22 protein-coding genes are annotated in these 24,250 nt (G+C 64.0%); 12 read left to right on the forward strand and 10 right to left on the reverse strand.

Annotated features, from left to right (window positions below):
• Positions 1 to 47: 47 nt before the first annotated feature.
• From ACIQUF_RS11875 to bioB, 8 genes are all read right to left on the reverse strand, one after another.
• Positions 48 to 1,331 (reverse strand): diguanylate cyclase, encoded by a 1,284-nt coding sequence (locus tag ACIQUF_RS11875; protein WP_403131579.1) that lies wholly within the window; start codon positions 1,329 to 1,331, stop codon positions 48 to 50.
• A gap of 272 nt (positions 1,332 to 1,603) precedes the next feature.
• Positions 1,604 to 3,409 (reverse strand): phenylacyl-CoA dehydrogenase, encoded by a 1,806-nt coding sequence (locus tag ACIQUF_RS11880; protein WP_403131582.1) that lies wholly within the window; start codon positions 3,407 to 3,409, stop codon positions 1,604 to 1,606.
• Positions 3,410 to 3,658: 249 nt separating this feature from the next.
• A complete protein-coding gene (locus ACIQUF_RS11885) occupies positions 3,659 to 3,955 on the reverse strand; it encodes a pyrroloquinoline quinone biosynthesis protein PqqE (RefSeq protein ID WP_403131584.1) in 297 nt (98 codons plus the stop codon).
• Positions 3,956 to 4,073: 118 nt separating this feature from the next.
• Positions 4,074 to 4,754 (reverse strand): dethiobiotin synthase, encoded by a 681-nt coding sequence (gene bioD / locus ACIQUF_RS11890; RefSeq protein WP_403131586.1) that lies wholly within the window; start codon positions 4,752 to 4,754, stop codon positions 4,074 to 4,076.
• Between the two features lie 10 nt (positions 4,755 to 4,764).
• Positions 4,765 to 5,583 carry a malonyl-ACP O-methyltransferase BioC gene (bioC, locus tag ACIQUF_RS11895; protein ID WP_403131588.1) on the reverse strand — a complete coding sequence of 273 codons (819 nt, stop codon included), beginning with the start codon at positions 5,581 to 5,583 and terminating at the stop codon, positions 4,765 to 4,767.
• Positions 5,576 to 6,307, reverse strand: a complete 732-nt coding sequence (locus tag ACIQUF_RS11900; protein ID WP_403131590.1) for an alpha/beta fold hydrolase — start codon at positions 6,305 to 6,307, stop codon at positions 5,576 to 5,578. The genes bioC and ACIQUF_RS11900 overlap by 8 nt, the downstream gene beginning before the upstream one ends.
• A complete protein-coding gene (bioF, locus tag ACIQUF_RS11905) occupies positions 6,300 to 7,472 on the reverse strand; it encodes an 8-amino-7-oxononanoate synthase (RefSeq protein ID WP_403131592.1) in 1,173 nt (390 codons plus the stop codon). The genes ACIQUF_RS11900 and bioF overlap by 8 nt, the downstream gene beginning before the upstream one ends.
• 1 nt (position 7,473) lies before the next feature.
• Positions 7,474 to 8,532 (reverse strand): biotin synthase BioB, encoded by a 1,059-nt coding sequence (gene bioB / locus ACIQUF_RS11910; protein ID WP_039602863.1) that lies wholly within the window; start codon positions 8,530 to 8,532, stop codon positions 7,474 to 7,476.
• A gap of 89 nt (positions 8,533 to 8,621) precedes the next feature.
• Between bioB and ACIQUF_RS11915 the strand changes: the two genes are divergently transcribed.
• From ACIQUF_RS11915 to rarD, 4 genes are all read left to right on the forward strand, one after another.
• Complete coding sequence (locus ACIQUF_RS11915; RefSeq protein ID WP_403131595.1) at positions 8,622 to 9,359, forward strand: double zinc ribbon domain-containing protein; 738 nt, start codon at positions 8,622 to 8,624, stop codon at positions 9,357 to 9,359.
• Between the two features lie 26 nt (positions 9,360 to 9,385).
• Complete coding sequence (locus ACIQUF_RS11920) at positions 9,386 to 10,150, forward strand: TOBE domain-containing protein (RefSeq protein WP_403131597.1); 765 nt, start codon at positions 9,386 to 9,388, stop codon at positions 10,148 to 10,150.
• 51 nt (positions 10,151 to 10,201) lie between these two features.
• The gene (locus ACIQUF_RS11925) at positions 10,202 to 11,176 is read left to right on the forward strand and encodes a serine/threonine protein kinase (RefSeq protein ID WP_403131599.1); all 975 of its coding nucleotides are present in this window, start codon (positions 10,202 to 10,204) and stop codon (positions 11,174 to 11,176) included.
• A gap of 64 nt (positions 11,177 to 11,240) precedes the next feature.
• Positions 11,241 to 12,128 carry an EamA family transporter RarD gene (rarD, locus tag ACIQUF_RS11930; RefSeq protein ID WP_403131601.1) on the forward strand — a complete coding sequence of 296 codons (888 nt, stop codon included), beginning with the start codon at positions 11,241 to 11,243 and terminating at the stop codon, positions 12,126 to 12,128.
• A gap of 110 nt (positions 12,129 to 12,238) precedes the next feature.
• Here rarD and ACIQUF_RS11935 read toward each other — a convergent pair whose 3' ends face one another.
• Positions 12,239 to 12,757, reverse strand: coding sequence for a glycine cleavage system protein R (locus ACIQUF_RS11935; RefSeq protein WP_403131602.1), 519 nt, complete (start codon positions 12,755 to 12,757; stop codon positions 12,239 to 12,241).
• A gap of 454 nt (positions 12,758 to 13,211) precedes the next feature.
• Here ACIQUF_RS11935 and ACIQUF_RS11940 point away from each other — a divergent pair, with 454 nt between their 5' ends.
• The gene (locus ACIQUF_RS11940) at positions 13,212 to 15,389 is read left to right on the forward strand and encodes a malate synthase G (protein ID WP_403131604.1); all 2,178 of its coding nucleotides are present in this window, start codon (positions 13,212 to 13,214) and stop codon (positions 15,387 to 15,389) included.
• A gap of 33 nt (positions 15,390 to 15,422) precedes the next feature.
• Here ACIQUF_RS11940 and ACIQUF_RS11945 read toward each other — a convergent pair whose 3' ends face one another.
• A complete protein-coding gene (locus ACIQUF_RS11945) occupies positions 15,423 to 15,869 on the reverse strand; it encodes a response regulator (protein ID WP_403132504.1) in 447 nt (148 codons plus the stop codon).
• A gap of 179 nt (positions 15,870 to 16,048) precedes the next feature.
• On the opposite strand from ACIQUF_RS11945, the gene ACIQUF_RS11950 reads away from it, so the two are divergent.
• The 7 genes from ACIQUF_RS11950 (at position 16,049) to ACIQUF_RS11980 (ending at position 24,189) form a co-directional block, all read left to right on the forward strand.
• The gene (locus ACIQUF_RS11950) at positions 16,049 to 17,986 is read left to right on the forward strand and encodes a DUF294 nucleotidyltransferase-like domain-containing protein (RefSeq protein ID WP_403131606.1); all 1,938 of its coding nucleotides are present in this window, start codon (positions 16,049 to 16,051) and stop codon (positions 17,984 to 17,986) included.
• Complete coding sequence (locus ACIQUF_RS11955) at positions 17,983 to 18,693, forward strand: PolC-type DNA polymerase III (protein WP_403131608.1); 711 nt, start codon at positions 17,983 to 17,985, stop codon at positions 18,691 to 18,693. The genes ACIQUF_RS11950 and ACIQUF_RS11955 overlap by 4 nt, the downstream gene beginning before the upstream one ends.
• A gap of 73 nt (positions 18,694 to 18,766) precedes the next feature.
• The gene (locus ACIQUF_RS11960; protein ID WP_403131609.1) at positions 18,767 to 19,312 is read left to right on the forward strand and encodes an RNA polymerase sigma factor; all 546 of its coding nucleotides are present in this window, start codon (positions 18,767 to 18,769) and stop codon (positions 19,310 to 19,312) included.
• Positions 19,309 to 20,265 carry a FecR domain-containing protein gene (locus tag ACIQUF_RS11965; protein ID WP_403131611.1) on the forward strand — a complete coding sequence of 319 codons (957 nt, stop codon included), beginning with the start codon at positions 19,309 to 19,311 and terminating at the stop codon, positions 20,263 to 20,265. Before ACIQUF_RS11960 ends, ACIQUF_RS11965 begins: the two co-directional genes overlap by 4 nt.
• A 122-nt stretch (positions 20,266 to 20,387) precedes the next feature.
• Entirely contained in the window at positions 20,388 to 22,820 is a 2,433-nt protein-coding gene (locus ACIQUF_RS11970) for a TonB-dependent siderophore receptor (RefSeq protein WP_403131612.1), read from the forward strand.
• An 83-nt stretch (positions 22,821 to 22,903) separates the two neighbouring features.
• Complete coding sequence (locus ACIQUF_RS11975; protein WP_403131614.1) at positions 22,904 to 24,016, forward strand: PepSY-associated TM helix domain-containing protein; 1,113 nt, start codon at positions 22,904 to 22,906, stop codon at positions 24,014 to 24,016.
• Entirely contained in the window at positions 24,013 to 24,189 is a 177-nt protein-coding gene (locus tag ACIQUF_RS11980; RefSeq protein WP_403131615.1) for a hypothetical protein, read from the forward strand. The genes ACIQUF_RS11975 and ACIQUF_RS11980 overlap by 4 nt, the downstream gene beginning before the upstream one ends.
• Positions 24,190 to 24,250: the final 61 nt, after the last annotated feature.

Genomic DNA, 24,250 nt, shown 5'->3' on the forward strand with positions numbered 1-24,250 from the left:
CTTTTGCGAGACATAGGGTCATCACGCGACCATATAGTCAGCTATGGTCACGCCATGCGAACTGCCCCGCGCCGTGATTGTTGCCCATGCACCATGACACAGTTACGCCCGGCGCCCTTGGCGCTGTACAGCGCCTGGTCGGCGGCCTTGAGCACTTCTTCAGGGTTGCGGTGTTCGGCCAGGCGTTCGGCCACGCCGATGCTGATGGTCACCGACACCGTGCCACTGGCGCTGCCATTGCGCCGCTGACGCCCAGCGGAGTCGTCCTGCGGACGGTTATTCTGATCGCGCAGGTGCATGGTGTAGTTGGCGATCATCTCGCGCACCGCTTCAACGTGCGGCACGCATTCTTCTGCCGTCTTGCCGGCGAACACCAGGGCGAATTCCTCACCGCCATAGCGATAGGCGCGGCCACCGCCGGTGACCTTGGACAGGCGGCTGGCCACCAGGCGCAGCACCTGGTCACCAACATCGTGGCCATGGGTGTCGTTGAATTTCTTGAAGTGATCGACGTCGGTCATGGCGATCACGTAGTTGCGCCCCAGGCGTTGCATGCGCTCATTGAGCGCGCGACGCCCCGGCAGGCCGGTGAGTTCGTCGCGGAAGGCCATCTGGTACGCCTCGTGGGACACCGCCGCGGCAATCATCAGCATTACTTGGCTGCACATGATATTCAGGGTAAACGGCAGGATGAAGGTCTTGGGCAGCATCCAGAAGATGCCGATCAGGCCGATGAGCTGAGCCGCGTGCAAGGGCCTGGGTTCGCGCAGGTATTGCACCACCAGCAGAATGAACACGCCCATGAACAACGGGTAGACCATCTGGATCAGGCTCATCCACTGGCCATGCAGCGACGGCCAGCGGATTTCCGCCAGCCAGGCCAGCAGTGCCTCGGGGAAACTTTGCTCCAATGCCACCGCCACGCTACCGACGGCAAACAACACGGCAAAGCGGGCGAGCAGGTCCTGGGCAAGATGCGTGCGCTCCTGCCAGGCTCCAAAAAGACCATACAACGCAGGCAACAACAGGCACACCAGGTGAAAAATCACCGCCGCGTCATCGCGCACGCGGCCGTTGTCGCGGTAGTAGTCGGTCTGGGTATCGAGCAAAAAGTAGGCGATGTACACCGTGACCATCAGGAACAGTTCGCGCTGGCGGCGGTACACCGCGCAGTAGGCGCCGCCCAGCAGCAGGACCAAGGTGGGCAGGACGTTGAACAGGGACGTGAAGAAGACGCTGAGGTCTCTCACGTAAGCCGCCGCAAGCCCCGCCACCAACAGAATCAGCGAAGGCAGGAAGTGGCTCGCGCGTACAGCGTTTAAACGAAACAAGGGTAATCTCCGACCCGGCAGATCAATAATGGCATTGTGCCTTTACTTCATCGGCAGCGCACATGAATTGATGAATACACCGCTGTGTTAACGGCAGCCGGGGCGCAGGGCTTGAGCTTTTCTTGTAACCGGATTTTGGGGGCTCGCAGGATTGCTCCTACACAGATCGCGCAAGTTTGTGAAATTTGAGCAAGACAGGTGATCCCATGGGATAAAAACGCGAAAACCCGCCTGCCGGTCAAGGCAGGCGGGTTTCCATGAAGCCTGGCGGCTTAGTAGGACAGGCCGAAGTGCTCTTCGTCCATCGCCATCAGGTTGCTGGCGCCCGACAGCATGGTCGCAACATGAGTGCGGGTACGCGGCAGGACACGCTGGAAGTAGAAGCGCGCCGTCTGCAGCTTGGCGGTGTAGAACGCCTCTTCCGACGTACCGGCAGCCAGTTTCTCGGCAGCCAGGCGGGCGATGTCGGCCCAGAAGTAAGCCAGGCAGGCATAACCGGAGTACATCAGGTAATCCACCGAAGCGGCGCCCACTTCCTCGCGATCCTTCATGGCGGCCATGCCCACTTTCATGGTCAGCTCGCCCCACTCCTTGTTGATCGCCGCCAGCGGTTCGACGAACTCTTTGACCGCCTCATTGCCTTCCTGCGCCTGGCAGAACTTGTGCACGATCTTGGTGAAGCCCTTGAGCGCTTCGCCTTGGGTCATCAGCACTTTACGGCCGAGCAGGTCGAGCGCCTGGATGCCGGTGGTGCCCTCGTACAGCATGGAGATACGGCTATCGCGCACGTTCTGCTCCATGCCCCACTCGGCGATGAAGCCGTGGCCGCCATAAATCTGCACGCCGTGGTTGGCCGCTTCGAAACCGACTTCGGTCATGAAGGCCTTGGCGATCGGGGTGAGGAAGGCCAGCAGGGCGTCAGCCTTCTTGCGCTCTTCTTCATCCTGGCTGTACTTGACGATGTCCACCTGCTTGGCGGTGAAGTAGACCATCGCGCGGTTGCCTTCGGCGAAGGCCTTCATGGTCAGCAGCATGCGGCGCACGTCCGGGTGGACGATGATCGGGTCGGCCGCCTTGTCTGGCGCTTTCGGGCCAGTCAGCGAACGCATCTGCAGGCGGTCACGGGCATACTTCAGGCCGCCCTGGAAGGCTACCTCGGCATGGGCCAGGCCTTGCAGCGCGGTGCCCAGGCGGGCGGTGTTCATGAAGGTGAACATGCAGTTCAGGCCCTTGTTGGCTGGGCCAATCAGGTAGCCGGTGGCGCTGTCGAAGTTCATCACGCAGGTGGCGTTGCCGTGAATGCCCATCTTGTGTTCGAGCGAGCCGCAGCTTACGCCGTTGCGTTCACCCACGCCGCCTTCGGCGTTGGGCAGGAACTTCGGCACGATGAACAGCGAGATACCTTTGGTGCCGGCCGGTGCATCGGGCAGGCGGGCCAGGACGATATGGACGATGTTGCCGGCCATGTCGTGTTCACCGGCAGAGATGAAGATTTTGGTGCCGGAAATCTTGTAGGAACCGTCGGCCTGTGGCTCGGCCTTGGTACGCAGCATGCCCAGGTCGGTACCGCAGTGTGGCTCGGTCAGGCACATGGTGCCGGTCCACTCGCCGGATACCAGCTTGGTCAGGTAGGTGTGCTGCTGCTCTTCGGTGCCGTGGGCCGAGATGGTGTTCATCGCGCCATGGGACAGGCCTGGGTACATGCCCCACGACCAGTTCGACTCACCGACCATTTCGCTCAGCGCCAGGCCCAGCGACTCGGGCAGGCCCTGGCCACCGTGGGCAACGTCATGCGCCAGGCTCGGCCAGCCACCTTCGACGAACTGCTCGTAAGCTTCCTTGAAACCGGTCGGGGTCTTAACGCCGGTCTCGCTCCAGGTGCAGCCTTCGAGGTCGCCGACACGGTTCAGCGGGGCCAGCACCTGCTCACAGAATTTCGCGCCTTCTTCGAGGATCGCATCGACCATGTCGGGCGTTGCGTCCTGGCAACCCGGCAGGCTCTGATAGTGCGCCTCATAGCCAAGCAGCTCGTCGCGAACGAAGCGAATATCACGCAAGGGGGCTTTGTAATCAGGCATTGCGATGAACCTCTGTGATGAGTCCGGTGGGGAGACCGCTGATACCGACCAGCTCTTGCCGGCTTTCGGTCAAACAGGTGTTTGAAACTTACGTTTAGGACTGACCGATGTCAAGGAGGGACTATGGTGCCATTTACGCCGCGAAAGATGGCAGTTATGCCATTGCTCATTTTCGAGGCTACTAAACGACTGTGGGAGCGAGCCCCCACAGAGCCCACTCCCACAGAGATAACCGCTGATAGATCGCTATCAGGCGTAGGTATCGATGAACCGACCGAGCATTTCGTCGGAAGCCTTGGCGACCTTGGCGCCCAGCTCGACTTCGGTTTTGCCCAATGCCAGTTGCACGGTACTGGTGGCAAGGTCCATCTGCTGGCTGCGATCGACCGCGCGCAGGCGCTCGGCCTGAAAGTCGCTGGACTGGCTGGTGGCGGCGCGTTCGACGCCATTGTTGGCGATCTGGCTGGCCGCCTGGTCGACGCGGTTCTGCCCGCTCTGGATGGCGCTTAGGCCCGCGTAGTAAGCGGAGCTACCGGTGATTTCCATGTCAAGACTCCAATGACGCTGGATGTGAACAGTGGCAATTAAAGCAGGCCAGCACGCAAAAGGCCCGTTTAAATCCCTAATAGCTCAGTGCCAGCCAATAGACCTGGGGCATGCAAGCTCAATCCAGCAGGTCCAGTTGCAGATGCTCCGCCACTGCATCTGCAGTGGCTGCCTTGAGCTTTGGCACCCGCCCCAGACAGGGGGCTGGCAAGCGCTCGGCCAGGCTGGCGAGGTTCTCTTCCAGGCGCGCCGTGCGCGGCTCGATGATATTGGCAACCCAGCCCGCCAGTTGCAGGCCATCACGGGCGATCGCTTCCGCGCTGAGCAACGCATGGTTGATACAACCCAGCCGCACCCCGACCACCAGAATCACCGGAAGCTTCAGGGCAATGGCCAAGTCCGACAGGTTGGCGTGATCGGACAGCGGCACCCGCCAGCCTCCCGCACCTTCGACCAGCGTGAAATCCGCGCCTTGGTCCAGCACATGCTGCATGGCCTTGCGCAGCGCCGGCACCTCCAGCGCAACACCCGCCTCGCGCGCAGCCACATGCGGCGCGATGGCGGGCTCGAAGGCAAAGGGGTTGACCGCTTCATAGGCCAGCTTGATCGAGCTTTCGTCGATCAGGGCCTGAGCGTCACTGTTGCGCAGCCCCTTGGATGTGATCGTGCAGCCGGACGCCACCGGTTTTGCCCCCAGCGTACTCAGGCCCTGCAGCCGCGCCGCATGCAACAAACCGGCGGCGATGGTGGTCTTGCCGACATCGGTATCGGTCCCCGCGATGAAATAGGCCTGGCTCATGTCGCTCCTCTCACGCCTGTGGCTTGCGCAACACACCATAGACCACCTGATAGGTGGCTGGCAGCCCTTGCGGTTGACGGAATGCTTCGTACGCCTGCAATAACCCTTCCATTCGCGCGCGCCCGGTCAGGCCCGACGGGCGCCCAGGGTTGAGATTGTGCGCACCCAAGGCCTTGAGTTCATGGGTCAGCCCGCGCACATGCGGGTAGTGCAACACGTGAGCCTGCTGACGCAGCCCGAGCTGCTCCAGGCCACTGGCCGCGCACAGCCGCTGATAATCCTCGAAGCGGCGGAAGCGATTGACGTGCACCATCCCATCCACCGCCTGCCAACTGGCGCGCAGCTCGTCGAGGGTACCGACACACAGGCTGCTGAACGCCAGCACGCCCCCCGGTCGCAACACCCGCCTTGCTTCTTCCAGCACGCAGCCGAACTGGCTGCACCACTGCACGGCCAGGCTGGAAAACACCAGGTCGACGCTGCCATCGCGCAGTGGCAGGCGTTCGGCATCGCCTGCTACGTGATACTGCGCACCGCCCTGCTCGCCCCGGGCGTGGCGCAACATGCCTTCGGCGATGTCCACGGCCAGGCCACTGGCCGGCGCGAAGCGTTCGGCCAACACGCGGCTGAAAAAACCGGTGCCACTGCCCAGATCGAGCCAGCGCGAGGGCATCAGCGTGTCCGGCAACTGCTCCAGCAGGCTGACACCCACCGCGCGCTGCAAGGCGGCCACGCTGTCGTAGCTGGCTGCCGCGCGGGAAAACGAAGCCGCCACCTGGCGCTTGTCCGGCAGCGCGCCGGGCAGGGTTGGACGGGAAAGGTCAGTCATCGCCACTCTCATGCAGGAAACTCTTGATGCCCTCGGCCAGCTCCAGCGGATATTCCAGCAGGAAGGCATGGGAACTGTCTTCGACCAAACCAACCTCGACGTCGGGCAGCAGCTCGCTCAGGGCCTTGGCCGCCTCGGGCGGGACCAGGGCATCGCCACCCGCGAACAGATGCAGCTGCGGGCCGCCATAGCCCTGCAGCGCATCGCGGGTGTCGAGCTTGGCCAGGACTTCAAGGCCGGTGGCCAGATAAAGTGGGTCGGTATCCGGCACGCCAACGCCCAGCTGGCGCAGTAGCGTGCGGGGCTGCAGGGCGCCGTCGCTACACAAGGTGCGAAAGCGCTTGAGCGTCACCGAGGTGTGGCTGCGGCAACCGTCGAGAAAAGTGCCGAAGGTGTCTTCGGCCATGCCGTGGGGCCAATCGCCACGCGCGACGAAGCTGGGGTTGCTGGCCAGGGTCAGCAGCCCGCAGCAATGGTCGCCGCGCTTGCGCGCAAGCTCGCTGGCGAGCATGCCGCCAAGCGACCAGCCGCCCAGCCAGGTGTCAGTCGGTACGGTACGGTCCAGGTGCTCGACCCACGCCTGCACATCGGCGTCGGCCAGCTCCGGCAGGGGCATCAGTTCGACCTGCAGGCGGGCGTCCTGGGCGCGCAGGCTGGCGGCCAGCGGTTCCAGCGCCGCAGTACCCAGGCCCCAGCCGGGTAGAAGGATCAGTCGGTTACGCATCGGCGGCCTCCAGCAGTGGATAACACTCGGCCAATGCATTCAACAATAGCTGCACCTGCGCCTCACTGTGCGCGGCGCTGAGGGTCACCCGCAGGCGTGCGCTGCCGGCAGGCACGGTGGGCGGGCGGATGGCGGTGACCAGCAGGCCGCGCGCGCGCAACATCTGCGACAGGCGCAGGGCCTGTGCACTGTCGCCGATCAGGATCGGCTGGATCGGCGTCGGGCTGTCCACCAGCTGCAGGCCGATCTGTTCGGCGCCCTGGCGGAACTGGCGAATCAACGCGGCCAGGTGCTCACGGCGCCAGGTTTCGCGGCGCAGCAGCTCCAGGCTCTTGAGCGTGGCACAGGCCAACGCTGGAGGCTGGCTGGTGGTGTAGATGTAAGGTCGGGCGAACTGCACCAGCGCTTCGATCAATTCTTCGCTGCCGGCGACAAAGGCACCCGCCGTGCCGCAGGCCTTGCCTAGCGTGCCGATCAGCACCGGCACATCCTCGATGCCCAGCCCGAAGTGCTCGACGATACCGCCGCCTTGGGCACCCAGAGTACCCAGACCATGAGCATCGTCGACCATCAGCCAGGCACCCCGCGCACGCGCGACCTCGGCCAGTGCCGGCAGGTCGGCAAGGTCGCCGTCCATGCTGAACACACCGTCGGTGACCACCAAGGTGTTGCCGGTCGCCTTGTCCAGGCGCTTGGCCAGGCTGGCGGCATCGTTGTGCAGGTAACGGTTGAAGCGGGCACCACTGAGCAAGCCGCCGTCGAGCAGCGAGGCATGGTTGAGGCGATCCTGCAGCACCGTGTCGCCCTGCCCCACCAACGCGGTAATGGCGCCCAGGTTGGCCATGTAACCGGTGGAAAACAGCAGCGCTCGCGGGCGGCCAGTCAGCTCGGCCAGCGCTTCTTCGACTTGGTGATGCGGCGCGCTGTGGCCGATCACCAGGTGCGAGGCACCGCCCCCCACCCCCCAGCGCTCGGCGCCTGACTGCCAGGCGGCGATCACTTCAGGATGGTTAGCCAGGCCCAGGTAGTCATTGCTGCAGAAGGCCAGCAACGGCTGGCCATCGACCACTACCTGCGGCCCTTGCGGGGTTTCCAGAAGAGGCCGCTGCCGATACAGGTCTGCGGCGCGCCGTTCGGCCAGGCGCGCCGCCAGATCGAAGGCCATTTCAGGCAGACGCGGCGTTATAGAACAGCTCGCTGCTGCGTTGCTCGACCAGCGCCTGCTCGATGGCGGCCTGGTGCACTTCGTCGGCATGCTCTTCGCGGGCCTCGGGCTTGATGCCCAGGCGCGCGAACAACTGCATGTCCTTGTCGGCCTGCGGGTTGGCGGTGGTCAGGAGTTTCTCGCCATAGAAGATCGAGTTGGCGCCGGCCATGAAGGCCAGGGCCTGCATCTGCTCGTTCATCTGCTCGCGGCCGGCGGACAGGCGCACGTGCGACTTGGGCATCAGCAATCGCGCGACCGCCAGCATGCGGATGAAGTCGAACGGGTCGACGTCTTCTTCCTCGGCCAGCGGGGTGCCGGCGACTTTCACCAGCATGTTGATCGGGACCGACTCCGGATGCTCGGGCAAGTTGGCCAGTTGGATCAGCAGGCCGGCGCGGTCGTCCAGCGACTCGCCCATGCCGAGGATGCCACCGGAGCAGATCTTCATCCCGGCATCGCGCACGTAGGCCAGGGTCTGCAGGCGCTCACTGTAGGTGCGGGTGGTGATGATGCTGCCGTAGAACTCCGGCGAGGTGTCGAGGTTGTGGTTGTAGTAGTCAAGGCCGGCCTGGGCCAGGGCCTGGGTCTGGTCCTGGTCGAGCTTGCCGAGTGTCATGCAGGTTTCCAGGCCCATGGCCTTGACCCCTTTGACCATTTCCAGCACGTAGGGCATGTCTTTGGCCGACGGGTGCTTCCAGGCCGCGCCCATGCAGAAGCGGGTCGAACCGATGGCCTTGGCCCGGGCGGCCTCTTCCAGCACCTTCTGCACTTCCATCAGTTTCTGTTTTTCCAGGCCGGTGTTGTAGTGGCCGGACTGCGGACAATATTTGCAATCTTCCGGGCAGGCGCCGGTTTTGATCGACAGCAGCGTCGAAACTTGCACGCGATTCGGGTCGAAGTGCGCGCGGTGCACGGTCTGCGCCTGGAACAGCAAGTCATTGAACGGCTGCTGGAACAGGGCCTTGACCTCGGCCAGGGACCAGTCGTGACGTGTTGTTGCAGTTGTGCTGGCGCTCATCGGCGTTTCCTTGTTTAGGCTGTAGCTGGCGCCGGGACAGGAATGCCCGCCAGCGCATCACGGATAGCTCGCATAGTCATGGAAGGCCTATGAACTGTCAACCTTGGTTAAAAGCACTGGTTTACAAGTGTATAAATATTGATCACAAGTGTTTGCTGTGCGATGAGCCGGCCGAGCAACCCTATCCTTTATGCGTCGCGTGCGAGCAGGAGCTGCCCTGGCTAGGTGATCATTGCCTTCGCTGCGCGTTGCCAATGCCGATGGTCGGGCTGAGCTGCGGCCAGTGCAGCCGCCGTGCACCGGCTTTCGATCAGGTCATCGCGCTGTGGCATTACGGCTTCCCGGTGGACGCGTTGATCAGCCGTTTCAAGCACAACCGGCAATGGCCACTGGGGCGGTTGATGGCCGAAATGCTGGGCCAAGGCCTGCACCATCGCTACGCCGAAGGGCTGGCAAAACCCGAGCTGCTGTTGCCTGTGCCGCTGGCCAGGCGTCGACAGCGCGAACGCGGTTTCAACCAGGCCGGCATGTTGGCGCGCTGGTTGTCCAAGGGGCTGGCAATCGACTGCGACGAGCAACTTTTGCTGCGCACGCGCGAAACACCCGCGCAGCAAGGCCTGGATGCCAAGGCCCGGCGGCGCAATTTGCGTCGGGCCTTTGCTCTGGCCGAGGCAAGTCACGTCGAAGGCCTGCATGTGGCCGTGGTCGATGATGTGCTGACCACCGGCACCACCGCTCAAACCATCGCCGCCCTGCTGCGTGATGCCGGTGCTCGCCGGGTCGATGTGTATTGCCTGGCACGCACGGCAAAACCGGGGCAAGCTTGACGGGTCAGTCTCAGATAGGCGTCATCATGTCCCTGCCCGCTCTCCTCACCCAGCACATCGCCCGCCGCCCGCAACGCATCGCCTTGCTCCAGCACATCGCCGAGCAAGGCTCGATCACCCGCGCCGCCAAGGCGGCCGGCATCAGCTACAAGGCCGCCTGGGACGCCATCGACGAACTCAACAACCTGGCCAGCCAGCCACTGGTCGAGCGCAGTACCGGCGGGCGCGGCGGCGGCGGTGCGCGGCTGTCGGCCGAAGGCGAGCGGGTGCTGCGCCTGTACCAGCGGCTGCAGGCACTGCAGGCACAGGTACTGGAAGCCGCCGAAGAGTCCAGCGACCTCGATCTGCTCGGGCGCCTGATGCTGCGTACCAGTGCGCGCAACCAGCTGCAAGGCCAGGTCAGTGGCTTGCGCCGCGAGGGCCGGCACGACCGGGTGAGCCTGGCGCTGGGCGGCGGGCTGGAAATCGACGCGCTGATCACCCCCGACAGCACCGCACGCCTGGAGCTGACCCTGGGCACTATGGTGGTGGCCTTGCTCAAGGCTGGGTGGGTACAGTTGCTGGGCGCCGAGGATCAACCCGAAGCCGGTAGCAATGTGCTCATGGCGACCGTCGAAGAGGTGCTGGCCGATGGGCACGAGCCTAGTGAAGTGCGACTGGCACTGGGGAATGGGCAGACCCTGTGCGGGTTCGCCGAGGTTGATTGGCTGATGCATGAGGCGGTGGAGGCAGGTAGCGAAGTTCGTGTGCAGTTCCATCCCGCCAATGTATTGCTCGGGGTGCCGGTTTAGTCTGGCCGGCACTGATACCATTGGCCCTTGCAGCCCACCCCTGGAGCACTCATGTCGCACCCCTTCGCTACCCTCACCCCCGATCTGGTCCTCGATGCCGTGGAAAGCCTCGGCTTTCTCAGCGACGCCCGCGTACTGGCCCTGAACAGCTACGAGAATCGCGTGTACCAGGTGGGTATCGAAGACCAGCAGCCGCTGATCGCCAAGTTCTACCGCCCGGAGCGCTGGAGCAACGCGGCGATTCTGGAAGAACACCGTTTCACAGCCGAACTCGCCGATTGCGAAGTACCGGTGGTCGCCCCTCTGCAGCACGACGGCCAGACCCTATTCGAACACCAGGGCTTCCGCTTTACCCTGTTCCCCCGCCGAGGCGGGCACGCTCCGGAGCCTGGCAACCTCGATCAGCTCTACCGCCTTGGCCAGCTGCTCGGCCGCATGCACGCCGTTGCGGCAACCCGCCCGTTCGAGCATCGTGAAGCGCTGACTGTGGATAACTTCGGCCATGCTTCGCTGCAAACCCTGCTGGAGGGCGACTTCGTACCGCGTGAGCTGCTGCCCGCATTCGAGTCGGTAGCGCGCGAGCTGCTGAAGCGGGTCGAGGATATCTATGCGCGCACCCCGCATCAGGTCATGCGCCTGCATGGCGACCTGCACCCCGGCAACCTGATGCATCGCGACGACGTCTACCACGTCGTCGACCTCGACGACTGCCGCATGGGCCCCGCCGTTCAAGACCTGTGGATGATGCTCGCCGGCAGCCGCGAGGAACGCCTCGGTCAACTGGCTGAACTGATCGACGGCTACAACGAGTTCCACGACTTCGACCCACGCGAACTGCCCCTGATCGAACCCCTGCGCGCCTTGCGCCAGCTGCACCACAGCGCCTGGCTGGCGCGGCGCTGGGACGACCCGGCATTCCCACGCAGTTTCCCCTGGTTCGGCCAGCCGCGTTACTGGGGCGACCAGATCCTCGCCCTGCGCGAGCAAACGGCGGCCCTCGACGAGCAACCGCTGAAATTGTTCTAAATCCCTGCGAGGGTCTGACTACAATAGGCGTCGCTGTATTTAGCTACCTAAGCAAGGATTCTGCATGCACGCCGCAAACCCGCGTCGCGGGTACATACTTGGCCTTTCGGCCTACATCATCTGGGGCTTGTTCCCGCTGTACTTCAAAGCGATCCAGAGCGTTCCGGCAGTGGAGATCATCGTCCACCGGGTGCTCTGGTCGGCCCTGTTCGGCTCACTGTTGCTGCTGGTCTGGAAACACCCGGGCTGGTGGCGTGAGCTGCGTGAAAACCCGCGTCGCCTGGCGATCCTTGCCCTGAGCGGGACGCTGATCGCGGCCAACTGGCTGACTTATGTGTGGTCCGTGAACAACGGCCGCATGCTCGAAGCCAGCCTGGGCTACTACATCAACCCCTTGGTCAACGTGCTGCTGGGCATGCTCTTGCTGGGTGAGCGCCTGCGCCGGCTGCAATGGTTGGCGGTGGGACTGGCTGCCGTGGGTGTAGCGCAGCAGGTATGGCAGGTCGGCAGCCTGCCGTGGGTATCGCTGGTGCTGGCGCTGACCTTTGGCTTCTACGGCCTGATCCGCAAGCAGGCGCCGGTGGCCGCACTCCCCGGCCTGGTGGTGGAAACCTGGATGCTGGTGCCGCTGGCGCTTGGCTGGCTGCTGATGCACCCCGCTGCGATGAGCGCACAAGGTGAGTTCTACACCACCAGCGAAGCGCTGTGGCTGATGGCTGCGGGGCCGGTGACGCTGATCCCGCTGGTGTGCTTCAACGCCGCCGCGCGCCACCTGCCGTACACGACCCTGGGCTTCCTGCAGTACCTGGCGCCCACCCTGGTGCTGCTGCAGGCCGTGCTGCTGTTCGACGAGCACCTGTCGTCGAGCAGCCTGGTGGCATTTATCTGCATCTGGGCAGGTTTGGCGCTGTACAGCGTCGATGCCTGGCTGAATCTGCGCAAGCGCGCCTGATCACAGTGTCCCGGTGGGAGCGGCTTCAGCCGCGAACACCGGCGAAGCCGGTGCCATCTACCGAGGTGCTTGCTTCGCGGCTAAAGCCGCTCCCACAGGGGCCTCGTGGATCAATCTTCCGGCCGCAACTTCAACTCCACCATCAAGTCATCCGCCAGGCTCTCCAGCTTCTGCTGCAGGTCATCCAGCGACAAGGTCAACGGCAGCGCCAGCAAGGCGTCGGCATGGAACAACGGCTCGCTGCTCATCGGTGCCGGGCGCACTTCGGTAGTGAAGCGCTCCAGGTTCACGCCCTGTTCAGCCAGCAAGCGGGTGATGTCGCGCACGATCCCTGGGCGGTCATTACCCACCAACTCCATGGCGATCGGCTTCCAGGTGCAGGAAGGCTCGATGCCGCTCTCGGCAATCAGCACACGAATTTCGTATTGGCTCAACGCCTGCAGCGACTTCACCAACTCATCGTAGTTTTCCGCAGGCACCGCCACCCGCAGGATCCCGGCGAACTGCCCGGCCATGCGCGACATGCGGCTCTCCAACCAGTTACCGTTGTGGTCGGCGATGCATTGGGCAACGCGTTCGACCTGCCCGGCCTTGTCCGGGGCGATCACGGTCAGTACAAGATGATCCACAGGGGCTTCCTCTGCGTCGGGCCGCCCTAAGCGGCGCAAATTGGGGGATCGACTCAGTATAGGCAAGGCGCGGCAACCTGCCGCAGGACAGTCTGCGGAACTAATCGTGTACTGTTTCAAGATTTATCTGGAACAATCCCTAAGTTTTTTGCGAACATAGCCACTCCCAGCGTGACCCGACGCGACCAACCGGTCGCAGAACGGCGCTTTTAGTCTGATGTTTACCCGCCTGCTGCTTCATGTAGTATGCGTTGGCGCAGACTACAAAACGTCGTTTCGATGTCTGCCAAGGCGCCTGTGAAAATACGCCAACCGCCCGCCAGCCTGTCTGGCGAGCCGCACCCAGCCGCTCTCGTAGTGGCGAGAGCATGTACTGGTGCCGTGTTTAGAGAAGCGCTACAGGCTTAATACAGAAGAGCGAAAGCGAAATAGCTGAGCAGAGGTGAGGCAAGCAATGACTGGATACGTTCAAGTCGGTGGCCTTCAGGTCGCCAAGGCCCTGTACGACTTCGTCAACGACGAAGCGATCCCTGGAACCGGCATCGAAGCCGACAAGTTCTGGGCCGGGGCGGCAGAGATCATTAAAGACCTCGCTCCAAAGAACAAAGCCCTGCTCGCCAAGCGCGACGAGCTGCAAGCCAAGATCGACGCCTGGCACCAGGCACGCCAAGGCCAGGCGCACGACGCCGTAGCCTACAAGCGCTTCCTCCAGGAAATCGGCTACCTGCTGCCACAAGCCGACGATTTCCAGGCCACCACGCAGAATGTTGACGAAGAAATCGCCCACATGGCCGGCCCGCAGCTGGTGGTACCGGTGATGAACGCCCGCTTCGCCCTGAACGCCGCCAACGCCCGTTGGGGTTCGCTGTACGACGCGCTGTACGGCACCGATGCCATCAGCGATGAAGGCGGCGCGGAAAAAGGCCAGGGTTACAACAAGGTGCGTGGCAACAAGGTCATCGCCTTCGCCCGCGCCTTCCTCGACGAAGCCGCGCCGCTGGCCGCAGGTTCGCACGTCGACTCCACCGCCTACCGCATCGACGGCGGCAAGCTGGTGGTTGCTCTCAAGGGTGGCAGCAACAGCGGCCTGCGCGATGACGCTCAGCTGATCGGCTACAAGGGCGACGCCGCCGCGCCGACCGCCGTGCTGCTCAAGCACAACAACCTGCACTTCGAAATCCAGGTCGACGCCAGCACCCCGGTCGGCAGCACCGATGCCGCTGGCGTCACCGACATCCTGATGGAATCGGCACTGACCACCATCATGGACTGCGAAGACTCGGTCGCCGCCGTCGATGCCGACGACAAGGTCATCGTCTACCGCAACTGGCTGGGCCTGATGAAAGGCGACCTGGCCGAAAGCGTGAGCAAGGGCGGCAAGACCTTCACCCGCACCATGAACCCGGACCGCGAATACGCCGCGCCCAACGGCGGCAGCGTCACTCTGCACGGTCGTTCGTTGCTGTTCGTGCGCAACGTCGGTCACCTGATGACCAACCCGGCGATTCTCGATGCTCAAGGCAACGAAATTCCGGAAGGCATCCAGGACGGCCTGTTCACAAACCTGATCGCCCTGCACAACCTCAACGGCAACACCAGCCGCAAGAACACTCGTACCGGCAGCGTGTACATCGTCAAGCCGAAGATGCATGGCCCTGAAGAAGTCGCGTTCGCTGCCGAAATCTTCAGCCGCGTCGAAGACCTGCTGGGCATGCCGCGCAACACCGTCAAGGTCGGCATCATGGACGAGGAACGCCGCACCACGGTCAACCTCAAGGCCTGCATCAAGTCGGCCGCCGAGCGCGTGGTGTTCATCAACACCGGCTTCCTCGACCGTACCGGTGACGAAATCCACACCTCGATGGAAGCCGGCGCCGTGGTGCGCAAGGGCGCCATGAAGAACGAGAAGTGGATCGGCGCCTACGAGAACAACAACGTCGACGTTGGCCTGGCCACCGGCCTGCAAGGTCGCGCGCAGATCGGCAAGGGCATGTGGGCCATGCCTGACCTGATGGCGGCGATGCTCGAACAGAAAATCGCCCACCCGCTGGCCGGTGCCAATACCGCCTGGGTACCGTCGCCTACGGCCGCAACCCTGCACGCCCTGCACTATCACAAGGTCGATGTGCAGGCCCGTCAGCGCGAGCTGGCCAGCCGTACCCCGGCGTCGGTCGACGACATTCTGACCATCCCACTGGCGGCCGATACCAACTGGTCTGATGAAGAGATCCGCAACGAGCTGGACAACAATGCCCAGGGCATCCTCGGCTATGTCGTGCGCTGGATCGACCACGGCGTGGGTTGCTCGAAGGTGCCGGACATCAACAACGTCGGCCTGATGGAAGACCGCGCGACCCTGCGTATCTCCGCCCAGCTGCTGGCCAACTGGCTGCGCCATGGCATCGTCAGCCAGGAGCAGGTGGTTGAAAGCCTCAAGCGCATGGCTGCCGTGGTCGACAAGCAGAACGCCAACGACGCCCAGTACCGCCCGATGGCAGCGAACTTCGACGACAACGTCGCGTTCCAGGCCGCCGTGGAACTGGTAGTCGAGGGGGCCAAGCAGCCGAACGGTTACACCGAGCCGGTGCTGCACCGTCGCCGTCGCGAGTTCAAGGCGCGCAACGGGTTGTAATCAAAGGGGGCCGCTTTTGCGGCCCCTTTTGTTTTACCCGATTCTCAATTCCTTCCTCACCAGTTCCAGCAACTTCCCCAAATCCACGGGTTTAAGCAGGAAATCCACCACCCCCAGGTGCATCACGTCCACCGCCTCCTGCACATCGGTGTCGCCCGACACCACGATGATCGACAATGCCGCCCGCTCTGACTCTCGAATCTGCCGAATCAAGTCCATACCATCATTGGGCTGCATGCGCAGATCAGTAATTATCAAGGCGATTCGTGGCTCGTAATGCAGCTTGAGCATTGCCTCCTGCGCCCCGTCTGCGGTCATGCTCTCGATGCCCCGGCTTTTCAGGTACAGCTTGAGCGCCTCGCTGTTCACCGGGTTGTCATCAACAATCAGCACCACAGGCTTCGGCGCCACAGGCGCACTCACCACGGCCAATGCCTCACGTTCGGCGTCACTCAGGATGTCGTCGTCAACCATGGTCATCTCATCAATTGATACTTGCTCACCGGTAAGACCGCTCCCTGCGAAATAGATCACACCGCGCTCATAGACTTACGTCCAATGGGCACCACACCGCCGTCAGCCGACCATGAGGGTCGAGAACAACAAGGCCGGCACCTATATAGATATATATAGTTCGGCGTAGCGATACGGTCAGTTTCATGAGCAAAAAGGACGCCTACAGTCAGGCAGGCAGGACGGCTGTGCTGCAGAACATCCAGAGCACACTGCAGTTCCTGCAGCGTTTTCCGCCGTTCAACCAGATGGAACACAGTCACCTGGCGTTCCTGGTGGAGCAGTGCCAGCTGCGTTTCCATGCCCGCGGTGAAAGCATCATCAAGCCCACCGACGGGCCGGTCGAGCATTTCTACATCGTCAAGCAAGGCCGCGTGGTCGGTGAGCGCCAGCACCTGGTCAAGCCGGGCGTGGAGACCACCTTCGAAATCACCAGCGGCGAATGCTTCCCGCTGGCGGCGCTGCTCGGTGAACGCGCCACACGCACGGAACACCTGGCCGGTGAAGACACGTTCTGCCTGCAGTTGAACAAAGCCGCGTTCATCCGCGTGTTTTCAATGTCGGACGTGTTCCGTGATTTTGCCCTGCGCGGCGTCAGCAGCCTGCTCGACCAGGTCAACCAGCAAGTGCGCCAGCGCGCCGTGGAAACCCTCGGCACCCAGTATTCGCTGAACACCCCTTTGGGCGAATTGGCCATGCGTCACCCGGTGGTCTGTGCGCCAGACCTGTCGCTGCGTGAGGCCGTGCGGTTGATGCACGAACAGCAAGTCGGCAGCATCGTGGTGGTCGACCCCCAGCGTTACCCGGTGGGCATCTTCACCCTGCGCGACCTGCGCCAGGTGGTGGCCGCCGCCGATGCCGACCTGGGCGCGCCGATCGACCGGCACATGACCGCCAAACCCTTCTATCTCAGCCCGCAGGCCAGCGCCTTCGATGCCGCCATGGCGATGACCGAGCGGCACATTGCCCACGTCTGCCTGGTGGACAACCAGCGCCTGTGCGGCGTGGTGTCCGAGCGCGACCTGTTTTCCCTGCAGCGGGTCGACCTGGTGCACCTGGCGCGCACCATCCGCCACGCCCCGCGCCTCGACACCCTGGTGTCGCTGCGCGGCGAGATCGGCCAGCTGGTCGAACGCATGCTCGCCCATGGCGCCTCCTCGACCCAGATCACCCAGATCATCACCCTGCTCAACGATCACACCGTGTGCCGGGTGATCGAGCTGGCCCTGGCCGAGCGCGGCGACCCCGGCGTGCCGTTCAGCTGGCTATGCTTCGGCAGCGAAGGACGCCGTGAGCAGACGCTGCACACCGACCAGGACAACGGCATCCTTTTCGACGCGAACGACAGCACCGAGGCCGACGCCATTCGCGCCCGCCTGCTGCCCCTGGCGCAGTACATCAACCAGTGCCTGGCCCAATGCGGCTTCACCTTGTGCAAAGGCAACGTCATGGCCGGCAACCCCGAGCTGTGCCTGTCGCGCAGCGAATGGGCACGGCGTTTCGCCGGCTTCATCCGTGAAGCCAGCCCGGAAAACCTGCTGGGTTCGAGCATCTACTTCGACCTGCGCGTGGTCTGGGGTGACGAACAAGGCTGCGAACAGTTGCGCCACAGCGTGCTGGAGCAAGTCGCCGACAACCGTATCTTCCAGCGCATGATGGCCGACAACGCCCTGCGCCAGCGGCCACCGGTGGGCCGCCTGCGCGAGTTCGTGCTGACCCGCCAGGGCAACGACAAGGCCGCGACCCTTGACCTCAAGGTGCAGGGTCTGACGCCCTTCGTCGATGGTGCCCGGCTGTTGGCCCTGGCCAACGGCATCGGCGCCTGCAATACCTTGGAGCGCCTGCGCCAGTTGGTCGAAAAAGGCGTCATCGAGCCCCTCGATGGCGCGGCGTATGAAGAGGCGTATCACTTCATCCAGCAAACCCGCATGCAGCAGCACCAGCGCCAGACCCGCGAAAACCTGGCGTACTCCAACCGGCTCGACCCGGACAGCCTCAACCACCTGGACCGACGCATCCTGCGTGAGTCGCTGCGCCAGGCCCAACGCCTGCAAAGCAGCCTGGCGCTGCGGTACCAGCTATGAGCCTGTTCGCCTGGCTGCGCCCCACCGCCCCGGTACTGAACCAGACGTTGCTGCAGCGCCTAGCCCAGCTGCCCAAGGCCGCACCGCTGGGCGTGTGCTCGCTGCGTGAACAGCGCTGGGTGGTGCTCGACCTTGAGACCAGCGGCCTGAACCCCAACCGCGATCAGGTGCTGTCGATCGGCGCAGTGGCCATCGAAGACGGCGCCATCGACTTCTCCCAGCAGTTCGAACGCACCCTGCACCGCCCGACGCAAAAGACCAACGCCAGCGTGCTGATCCATGGCCTGGGCCCGAGTGCCCTGGCTGCTGGCAGCGACCCGGCCGAAGCCCTGCTGGCGCTGCTGGAGTTCATGGGCGACAGCCCGGTACTGGCGTTCCACGCCCCCTTCGATCAACGCATGCTGGCCCGGGCGCTGAAGGAAAGCCTGGGCTATCGCCTGCAACAGCCATTCCTCGACGTGGCCGAACTGGCTCCCCTGCTCAACCCCGATACCGTCTTGCGCGAAGCCAGCCTGGATGACTGGGTGGCGCGTTTTGGCCTGCAAGCAGAGGAGCGCCACCACGCCAGCGCCGATGCCCAGGTCACCGCCGAACTGGCCTTGATCCTGTTCAGCCAGGCCCGGCGCCAGCAACTGGACAGCCCGTTGCAGCTCGACCAGCGCCTGCGCACCTGGCGCCGGCGCAATGTGCATAACCACGGCCTGTGATGGCAATCCGATAAGCGTCCATTGCGCCGCGCCCCCCGCCTCTGTAACAATCGCGAATAATTATCGTTAGTTAATGCATTCGTTCCGGGGGGGACACGGCTTGTCTTCTGCTCAGAGCCCACACGCCGAATTGGTCGGTACCCTGTACCGCGACCATCGCAGCTGGCTGCTCGCCTGGCTGCAGCGCAGCATGGCCTGCCGCCAACGCGCCGAAGACCTGAGCCAGGACACCTTCGTGCGCCTGCTTGGCCGCGAGCAGCTGGACAGCCCCCGCGAACCGCGCGCGTTCCTTGCCGCGGTGGCCAAAGGCCTGATGTTCGACCACTTCCGCCGCGCCGCGCTGGAGCAAGCCTACCTGGCCGAGCTGATGCGCTTGCCGGAAGCCGAACACCCCTCGCCTGAAATGCAGCACCTGATCCTCGAAGACCTCAAAGCCATCGACCGCCTGCTCGGCAAGCTGTCGAGCAAGGCCCGCGCAGCCTTCCTGCACAACCGCCTGGATGGCATGGGCCACGCCGAGATCGCCGAGCGCCTGGGTGTGTCGGTGTCGCGCGTGCGCCAGTACATCGCACAGGGCATGCGCCAGTGCTACGTGGCCCTGTACGGGGAGCCGACGTGAACAATGCACCGGTCTCCGCCGGTGTTCTGGAAGCCGCCATCGCCTGGAAGCTGAGCCTGGACGAGGCCACTGGCACGCCTGACGAACGCAACGAATTCCTGCGCTGGCATGCCGCCAGCGAAGAACACGCCCGCGCCTGGCGCCAGCTCGGTACGCTCGACCAACGCGTGAGCGCTGCCGCCGGCCCGGCACGCCAGGCCCTGCAACAATCGCGCGCCGGATTGCGGCGGAGAATGGCGAAGGTCGGCGGCGGGCTGGCCGGTATGTTCCTGCTCGGCTCGCTGCTGGCCTGGGTCGGTGCGCCGTCGCTGTCGGCCAGTTACTGGCTGGCGGACCAGCGCACCGCCACCGGTGAACTGCGTACCCTGCGCCTGGAAGACGGCACGCTGCTGAGCCTGAACACGCACACCGCTGTGGATATCGACTACCAAGGCGACCAGCGTGTGCTGGTGCTGCACCAGGGCGAGATCTCGGTCGAGACCGGCCATGACGACCCACGCCCCTTGCTGGTGCGCACCGAAGATGGTCGTCTGCGCCCGTTAGGTACGCGCTTCCTCGTCCGCCGCGAGGCCGATGGCACGCGCCTGGAGGTGATGCAGGCCTCGGTCGGCGCCATGCCGGCCAACAGCGGCGACGAGAGTGTGCTGCGCGAAGGTCAGCAGGTGCTGATGAACGCCAATGGCCTGGGCGAAGTCGCCCCGGTCGAGGCCGGCGCAGATGCCTGGACGCGCGGCATGCTGGTGGTCGACAACGTACGCCTGGCCGACCTGCTGGCGCAGCTGGGGCAATACCGCAACGGGCACCTGGGCGTGGCCGATGAAGTGGCCGACCTGCGCGTGACCGGCAGCTTCCCGCTGACCAATACCGACCTGGCCCTGGCCTCGCTGGTGCCGGCGCTGCCGGTGAAGATCGAGCGGCATACCCAGTGGTGGGTCACGGTCGTGCCTAAGTAAGTCTGCATCGGCCGCGAAGCGGCCGGTACAGAACAAAAAAATATTTTCAGACTCCCCCTGTCACTTCTCACATCTCGCTCGGCAAGGAAGCAGTTAGCACTTATCCGTCGAGGAGCCGCTGCATGTCCCGTGCTGTTGATCGTATCCTGCGCCCCAGCCTGATGGCCCTGGCCATCGCCCTGGCCGCGCCATTGGCCAGCCCTGCCCTGTTCGCCGCCGAGCAATCCGCCCAGCGTGCCTATGAGCTGCCCAGCGCCCCGCTGGCCACTACCCTGAACCAGATCGCCAGCCAGACGGGCATTGCCCTGGCCATCGACCCGGCGCTGGTCAGCGGCCGCACCTCGGCGCCGGTCAGCGGCCAGTACAACGGCCTGGGCGCCTTGCAGGCGGCCCTGCGCGGCACGGGCCTGCAGCTGCAGCAAAGCAGCGTCGGCAGCTACAGCCTGGTGGCTGTGCCGGAAGGCAGCCTGGCGTTGCCAGAAACCAGCGTGAACGCCAACAGCGACAGCGAAAGCGCCTGGGGTCCGGTCGAAGGCTATCTGGCCAAGCGCAGTGCGGCCGGCACCAAGACCGATACCGCACTGGTCGAGATCCCTCGCTCCATCTCCGTCGCCACGCGCCAGCAAATGAGCGACCGTGGCGTGCACAGCCTGGACGACGCCGTGCGCTACATGCCGGGCATCGTCTCCGCCAGCTACGGCAGCGACACCCGCTACGACTGGATGCGCGTACGCGGCTTCGAGCCGACCCAGTTCCTCGATGGCCTGCCGCTTCCGCGTGGCGTGTATGCCAACCCGAAAGCTGAAACCTGGAACCTCGACCGCCTGGCCCTGCTGCGCGGCCCGGCCTCTTCGCTGTACGGCCAGACCCCACCCGGCGGCCTGCTGGACATGGTCAGCCGCCGCCCGCAAGCCGAAAGCGCCCACGAAATCGAAGTGCAGTACGGCAGCGACAACCACCGCCAGATCAACTTCGCCAGCACCGGCAAGATCGATGACGAAGGCCGCTTCCTGTACGGCGTCAGCGGCGTGATTCGCGATGGCGGCACGCAGATCGACCACATCGACGACAAGCGCTACAACATCGCCCCGAGCCTGACCTGGAACATCGACGACGACACCTCGTTGACCCTGCTGACCCAGTTCACCCGCGACGATACCGGCGCCACCAGCCAGTTCCGGCCGATCCAGGGCACCAAGATCGACATGCCGTTCGGCAAGATCTCGCACCACAAGAACCTGGGCGACCCGGACTACGAGTTCTACGACCGCACCTACTACGCGCTGGGCTATGCCTTCGAGCACCGCCTCAACGATGTCTGGCAATTCCGCCAGAACCTGCGCTATACCAAGACCGACCTGGCCTTCCAGACCATCACCCCCGGCGCCTACTACCAGCCGGGCGGCCCGGTGCAGGACGACGGCACCGTCAGCCGCATGTCGACCAACACCGATGAAGACATCAGCCAGTTCGCCGTGGACAACAACTTCCAGGCCGACTTCGCCACCGGTGACGTCACCCACACGCTGCTGCTGGGCCTGGACCACCAGCGCGTCAACACCAACTACCTGTCGATCTTCGGCTTCAACGTGCCGGACAGCAACGTCAACAACCCGGTCTATGGTGTGCCGATCACCCGCCCCGACCGCTCCACGGCGTTCTACGACTACGACCAGAAGACCTACCAGACCGGCGTGTACATCCAGGACCAGATGGCCCTGGGCAACTGGCGCCTGACCTTGGGCGGCCGCGAAGACTGGGTGCACACCAGCACCAAGTTCCTCAACCAGGGCGATGCCACCAATACCCAGCGCGACAAGAAGTTCAGCGGCAACGCGGCGATCAGTTACGTGTTCGACTCGGGCTTCGTCCCGTACCTGTCCTATGCCGAGTCGTTCCAACCGACCGCCAACGCCAGTGCCACTGCGACGGACTCGTTCAAGCCGACCGAAGGCAAACAGTGGGAATTGGGCATCAAGTACCAGCCGCCAGGTTCCAACACCCTGCTGTCGGCAGCCGTGTATGACCTGACCCAGAAAAACGTCTCGGTGACCAACAACATCGGCGGCGTGCCGATCACCAGCCAGACTGGTGAAGTGAAAGTCCACGGCCTGGAGCTGGAAGCCATTTCCGACGTCACCGAAAACCTCAAGGTGACCGCGGCCTACACCCTGGCCAAATCCGAAGTGCAGGACGGCCTGTACAAAGGCAATCGCCTGCAACTCATGCCTAACCAGCAAGCCTCGTTGTGGGCCGACTACACCTGGCACAGCGGCGTACTCGACGGCTTCGGCATCGGCGGCGGCGCGCGCTACACCGGCAATACCTACGGCGACCAGGGCAACACCTGGCTCGGCAAGGCCAACGCCTACACCGTGTTCGATGCCTCGGTGCACTACGACCTTGGCCGCCTGAGCAACAGCCTCAAGGGTGCATCGGTCGCGGTCAACGCCACCAACCTGTTCGACAAGGACTACATTTCCACCTGCGACAGTTACTACTGCTACTACGGGGATGAACGCAGCGTCGTCGCCAGTGCCACTTACAAATGGTAAGCAGCTGACGATGTGAGCTGGCAAACCAGGCCGTCCCCCGTGGGACGGCTTTGGTGTTTCTGGACCTTGAGAAACAAACTGTTATGAAAAGCCCAACCATCCGCCGCTGGTCCGTGATCCACACCTGGAGCAGCCTGGTCTGCACCGTATTCCTGTTGCTGCTGGCACTTACCGGCCTGCCGCTGATCTTCCACCACGAACTCGAACACCTGCTCGGCGACGCCCCCGAGCTGCGCGAGATGCCCGCAGATACGCCGCACCTGGACTTGCAGCAACTCGTGCTGAAAGCCGAACAGCACCGCCCCGGCGAAGTGATGCAGTACTTCGGCTATGACGAGGACGAGCGCAACGGCGTGGTGGCGATCACTGCCGCCACCGCTGGCACCGACCCCAACTCCTCGCACACCTTCATGCTCGACGCCCGCACCGGCGAAGCCGTGGCCATGCCGGCGGCCAACGGCGGCTTCATGATGGTCATGCTGCGCCTGCACGTGGACATGTTCGCAGGGCTGCCCGGCAAGCTGCTGCTGGCGTTCATGGGGCTGCTGTTCATTGTCGCCATCGTCTCCGGCACCGTGCTCTACGCGCCGTTCATGCGCCGCCTGGACTTCGCCACGGTGCGCAGCGACAAGTCGCGCCGCCTGCGCTGGCTCGACCTGCACAACCTCATTGGCGTGGTGACCCTGGCATGGGCACTCACGGTAGGCGTCACCGGCGTGATCAGCGCACTATCCGACCTGGTCATCGCCGCCTGGCGCAACGACAGCCTGGCGGCGATGGTCGCGCCTTATCGTGACGCACCACCGCTCACCGAGCGTGCTCCCGCCACCCGCTTGCTCGACATTGCTCAACAGGCCGCACCCGGCATGCGCCCGGACTTCATCGCCTTCCCCGGCACCCGTTTCTCCAGCGAGCACCACTACGCGGTGTTCATGAAAGGCGGCACGCCCCTGACCTCGCATCTGTTTACCCCGGTGCTGATCGACGCACGCTCGCTGGCGGTCACCGCGGTCGGCGAACGGCCCTGGTACATGGACGCCATGGGCCTGTCGCAACCCTTGCACTTTGGCGACTACGGCGGGCGGCCGATGCAGATTCTGTGGGCGGTGCTGGATATCCTGACCATCATCGTCCTGGGCAGCGGCGTGTACCTGTGGTGGGGCAAGCAACGCAAAGGCAGTGGGGCACGCGCATGAGCCACAGTTCACGAACGAATCGGCGGATCTTCGCCTGGCCCGCGGTGATCGCAATACTCGGCGCAGCAGGGTTGTTCGCGGCCTTGCTGGGCGATGGCGCCTGGGATGCGTTGGCCTGGCTGGGCCTGGGCATTCCAGCGCTGCTTGGCTTGCGGGGGTTGTGCGGTCGATAACTGGTTACCACCGGGGGGAATCAGGCGCTGGCTAGGCTCGTCGCTCCCGTCATCATGGAGC

It is taken from the genome of Pseudomonas sp. NPDC090233 (assembly GCF_044772285.1).
In the GTDB taxonomy this organism is placed as follows: domain Bacteria; phylum Pseudomonadota; class Gammaproteobacteria; order Pseudomonadales; family Pseudomonadaceae; genus Aquipseudomonas.

Bases quoted from the DNA above. Each gene is read 5' to 3' on its own strand.
- ACIQUF_RS11885 (WP_403131584.1), bottom strand. From the start codon at position 3,955: ATGGAAATCACCGGTAGCTCCGCTTACTACGCGGGCCTAAGCGCCATC.
- bioD (WP_403131586.1), bottom strand. From the start codon at position 4,754: ATGAGCCAGGCCTATTTCATCGCGGGGACCGATACCGATGTCGGCAAG.
- ACIQUF_RS11925 (WP_403131599.1), top strand. From the start codon at position 10,202: ATGTCGCACCCCTTCGCTACCCTCACCCCCGATCTGGTCCTCGATGCC.
- bioC (WP_403131588.1), bottom strand. From the start codon at position 5,583: ATGACTGACCTTTCCCGTCCAACCCTGCCCGGCGCGCTGCCGGACAAG.
- ACIQUF_RS11920 (WP_403131597.1), top strand. From the start codon at position 9,386: ATGTCCCTGCCCGCTCTCCTCACCCAGCACATCGCCCGCCGCCCGCAA.
- ACIQUF_RS11940 (WP_403131604.1), top strand. From the start codon at position 13,212: ATGACTGGATACGTTCAAGTCGGTGGCCTTCAGGTCGCCAAGGCCCTG.
- rarD (WP_403131601.1), top strand. From the start codon at position 11,241: ATGCACGCCGCAAACCCGCGTCGCGGGTACATACTTGGCCTTTCGGCC.
- ACIQUF_RS11970 (WP_403131612.1), top strand. From the start codon at position 20,388: ATGTCCCGTGCTGTTGATCGTATCCTGCGCCCCAGCCTGATGGCCCTG.
- ACIQUF_RS11880 (WP_403131582.1), bottom strand. From the start codon at position 3,409: ATGCCTGATTACAAAGCCCCCTTGCGTGATATTCGCTTCGTTCGCGAC.
- ACIQUF_RS11955 (WP_403131608.1), top strand. From the start codon at position 17,983: ATGAGCCTGTTCGCCTGGCTGCGCCCCACCGCCCCGGTACTGAACCAG.
- ACIQUF_RS11950 (WP_403131606.1), top strand. From the start codon at position 16,049: ATGAGCAAAAAGGACGCCTACAGTCAGGCAGGCAGGACGGCTGTGCTG.
- ACIQUF_RS11945 (WP_403132504.1), bottom strand. From the start codon at position 15,869: ATGACCATGGTTGACGACGACATCCTGAGTGACGCCGAACGTGAGGCA.
- bioF (WP_403131592.1), bottom strand. From the start codon at position 7,472: ATGGCCTTCGATCTGGCGGCGCGCCTGGCCGAACGGCGCGCCGCAGAC.
- bioB (WP_039602863.1), bottom strand. From the start codon at position 8,532: ATGAGCGCCAGCACAACTGCAACAACACGTCACGACTGGTCCCTGGCC.
- ACIQUF_RS11900 (WP_403131590.1), bottom strand. From the start codon at position 6,307: ATGCGTAACCGACTGATCCTTCTACCCGGCTGGGGCCTGGGTACTGCG.
- ACIQUF_RS11960 (WP_403131609.1), top strand. From the start codon at position 18,767: ATGCATTCGTTCCGGGGGGGACACGGCTTGTCTTCTGCTCAGAGCCCA.
- ACIQUF_RS11975 (WP_403131614.1), top strand. From the start codon at position 22,904: ATGAAAAGCCCAACCATCCGCCGCTGGTCCGTGATCCACACCTGGAGC.
- ACIQUF_RS11980 (WP_403131615.1), top strand. From the start codon at position 24,013: ATGAGCCACAGTTCACGAACGAATCGGCGGATCTTCGCCTGGCCCGCG.
- ACIQUF_RS11915 (WP_403131595.1), top strand. From the start codon at position 8,622: ATGAACTGTCAACCTTGGTTAAAAGCACTGGTTTACAAGTGTATAAAT.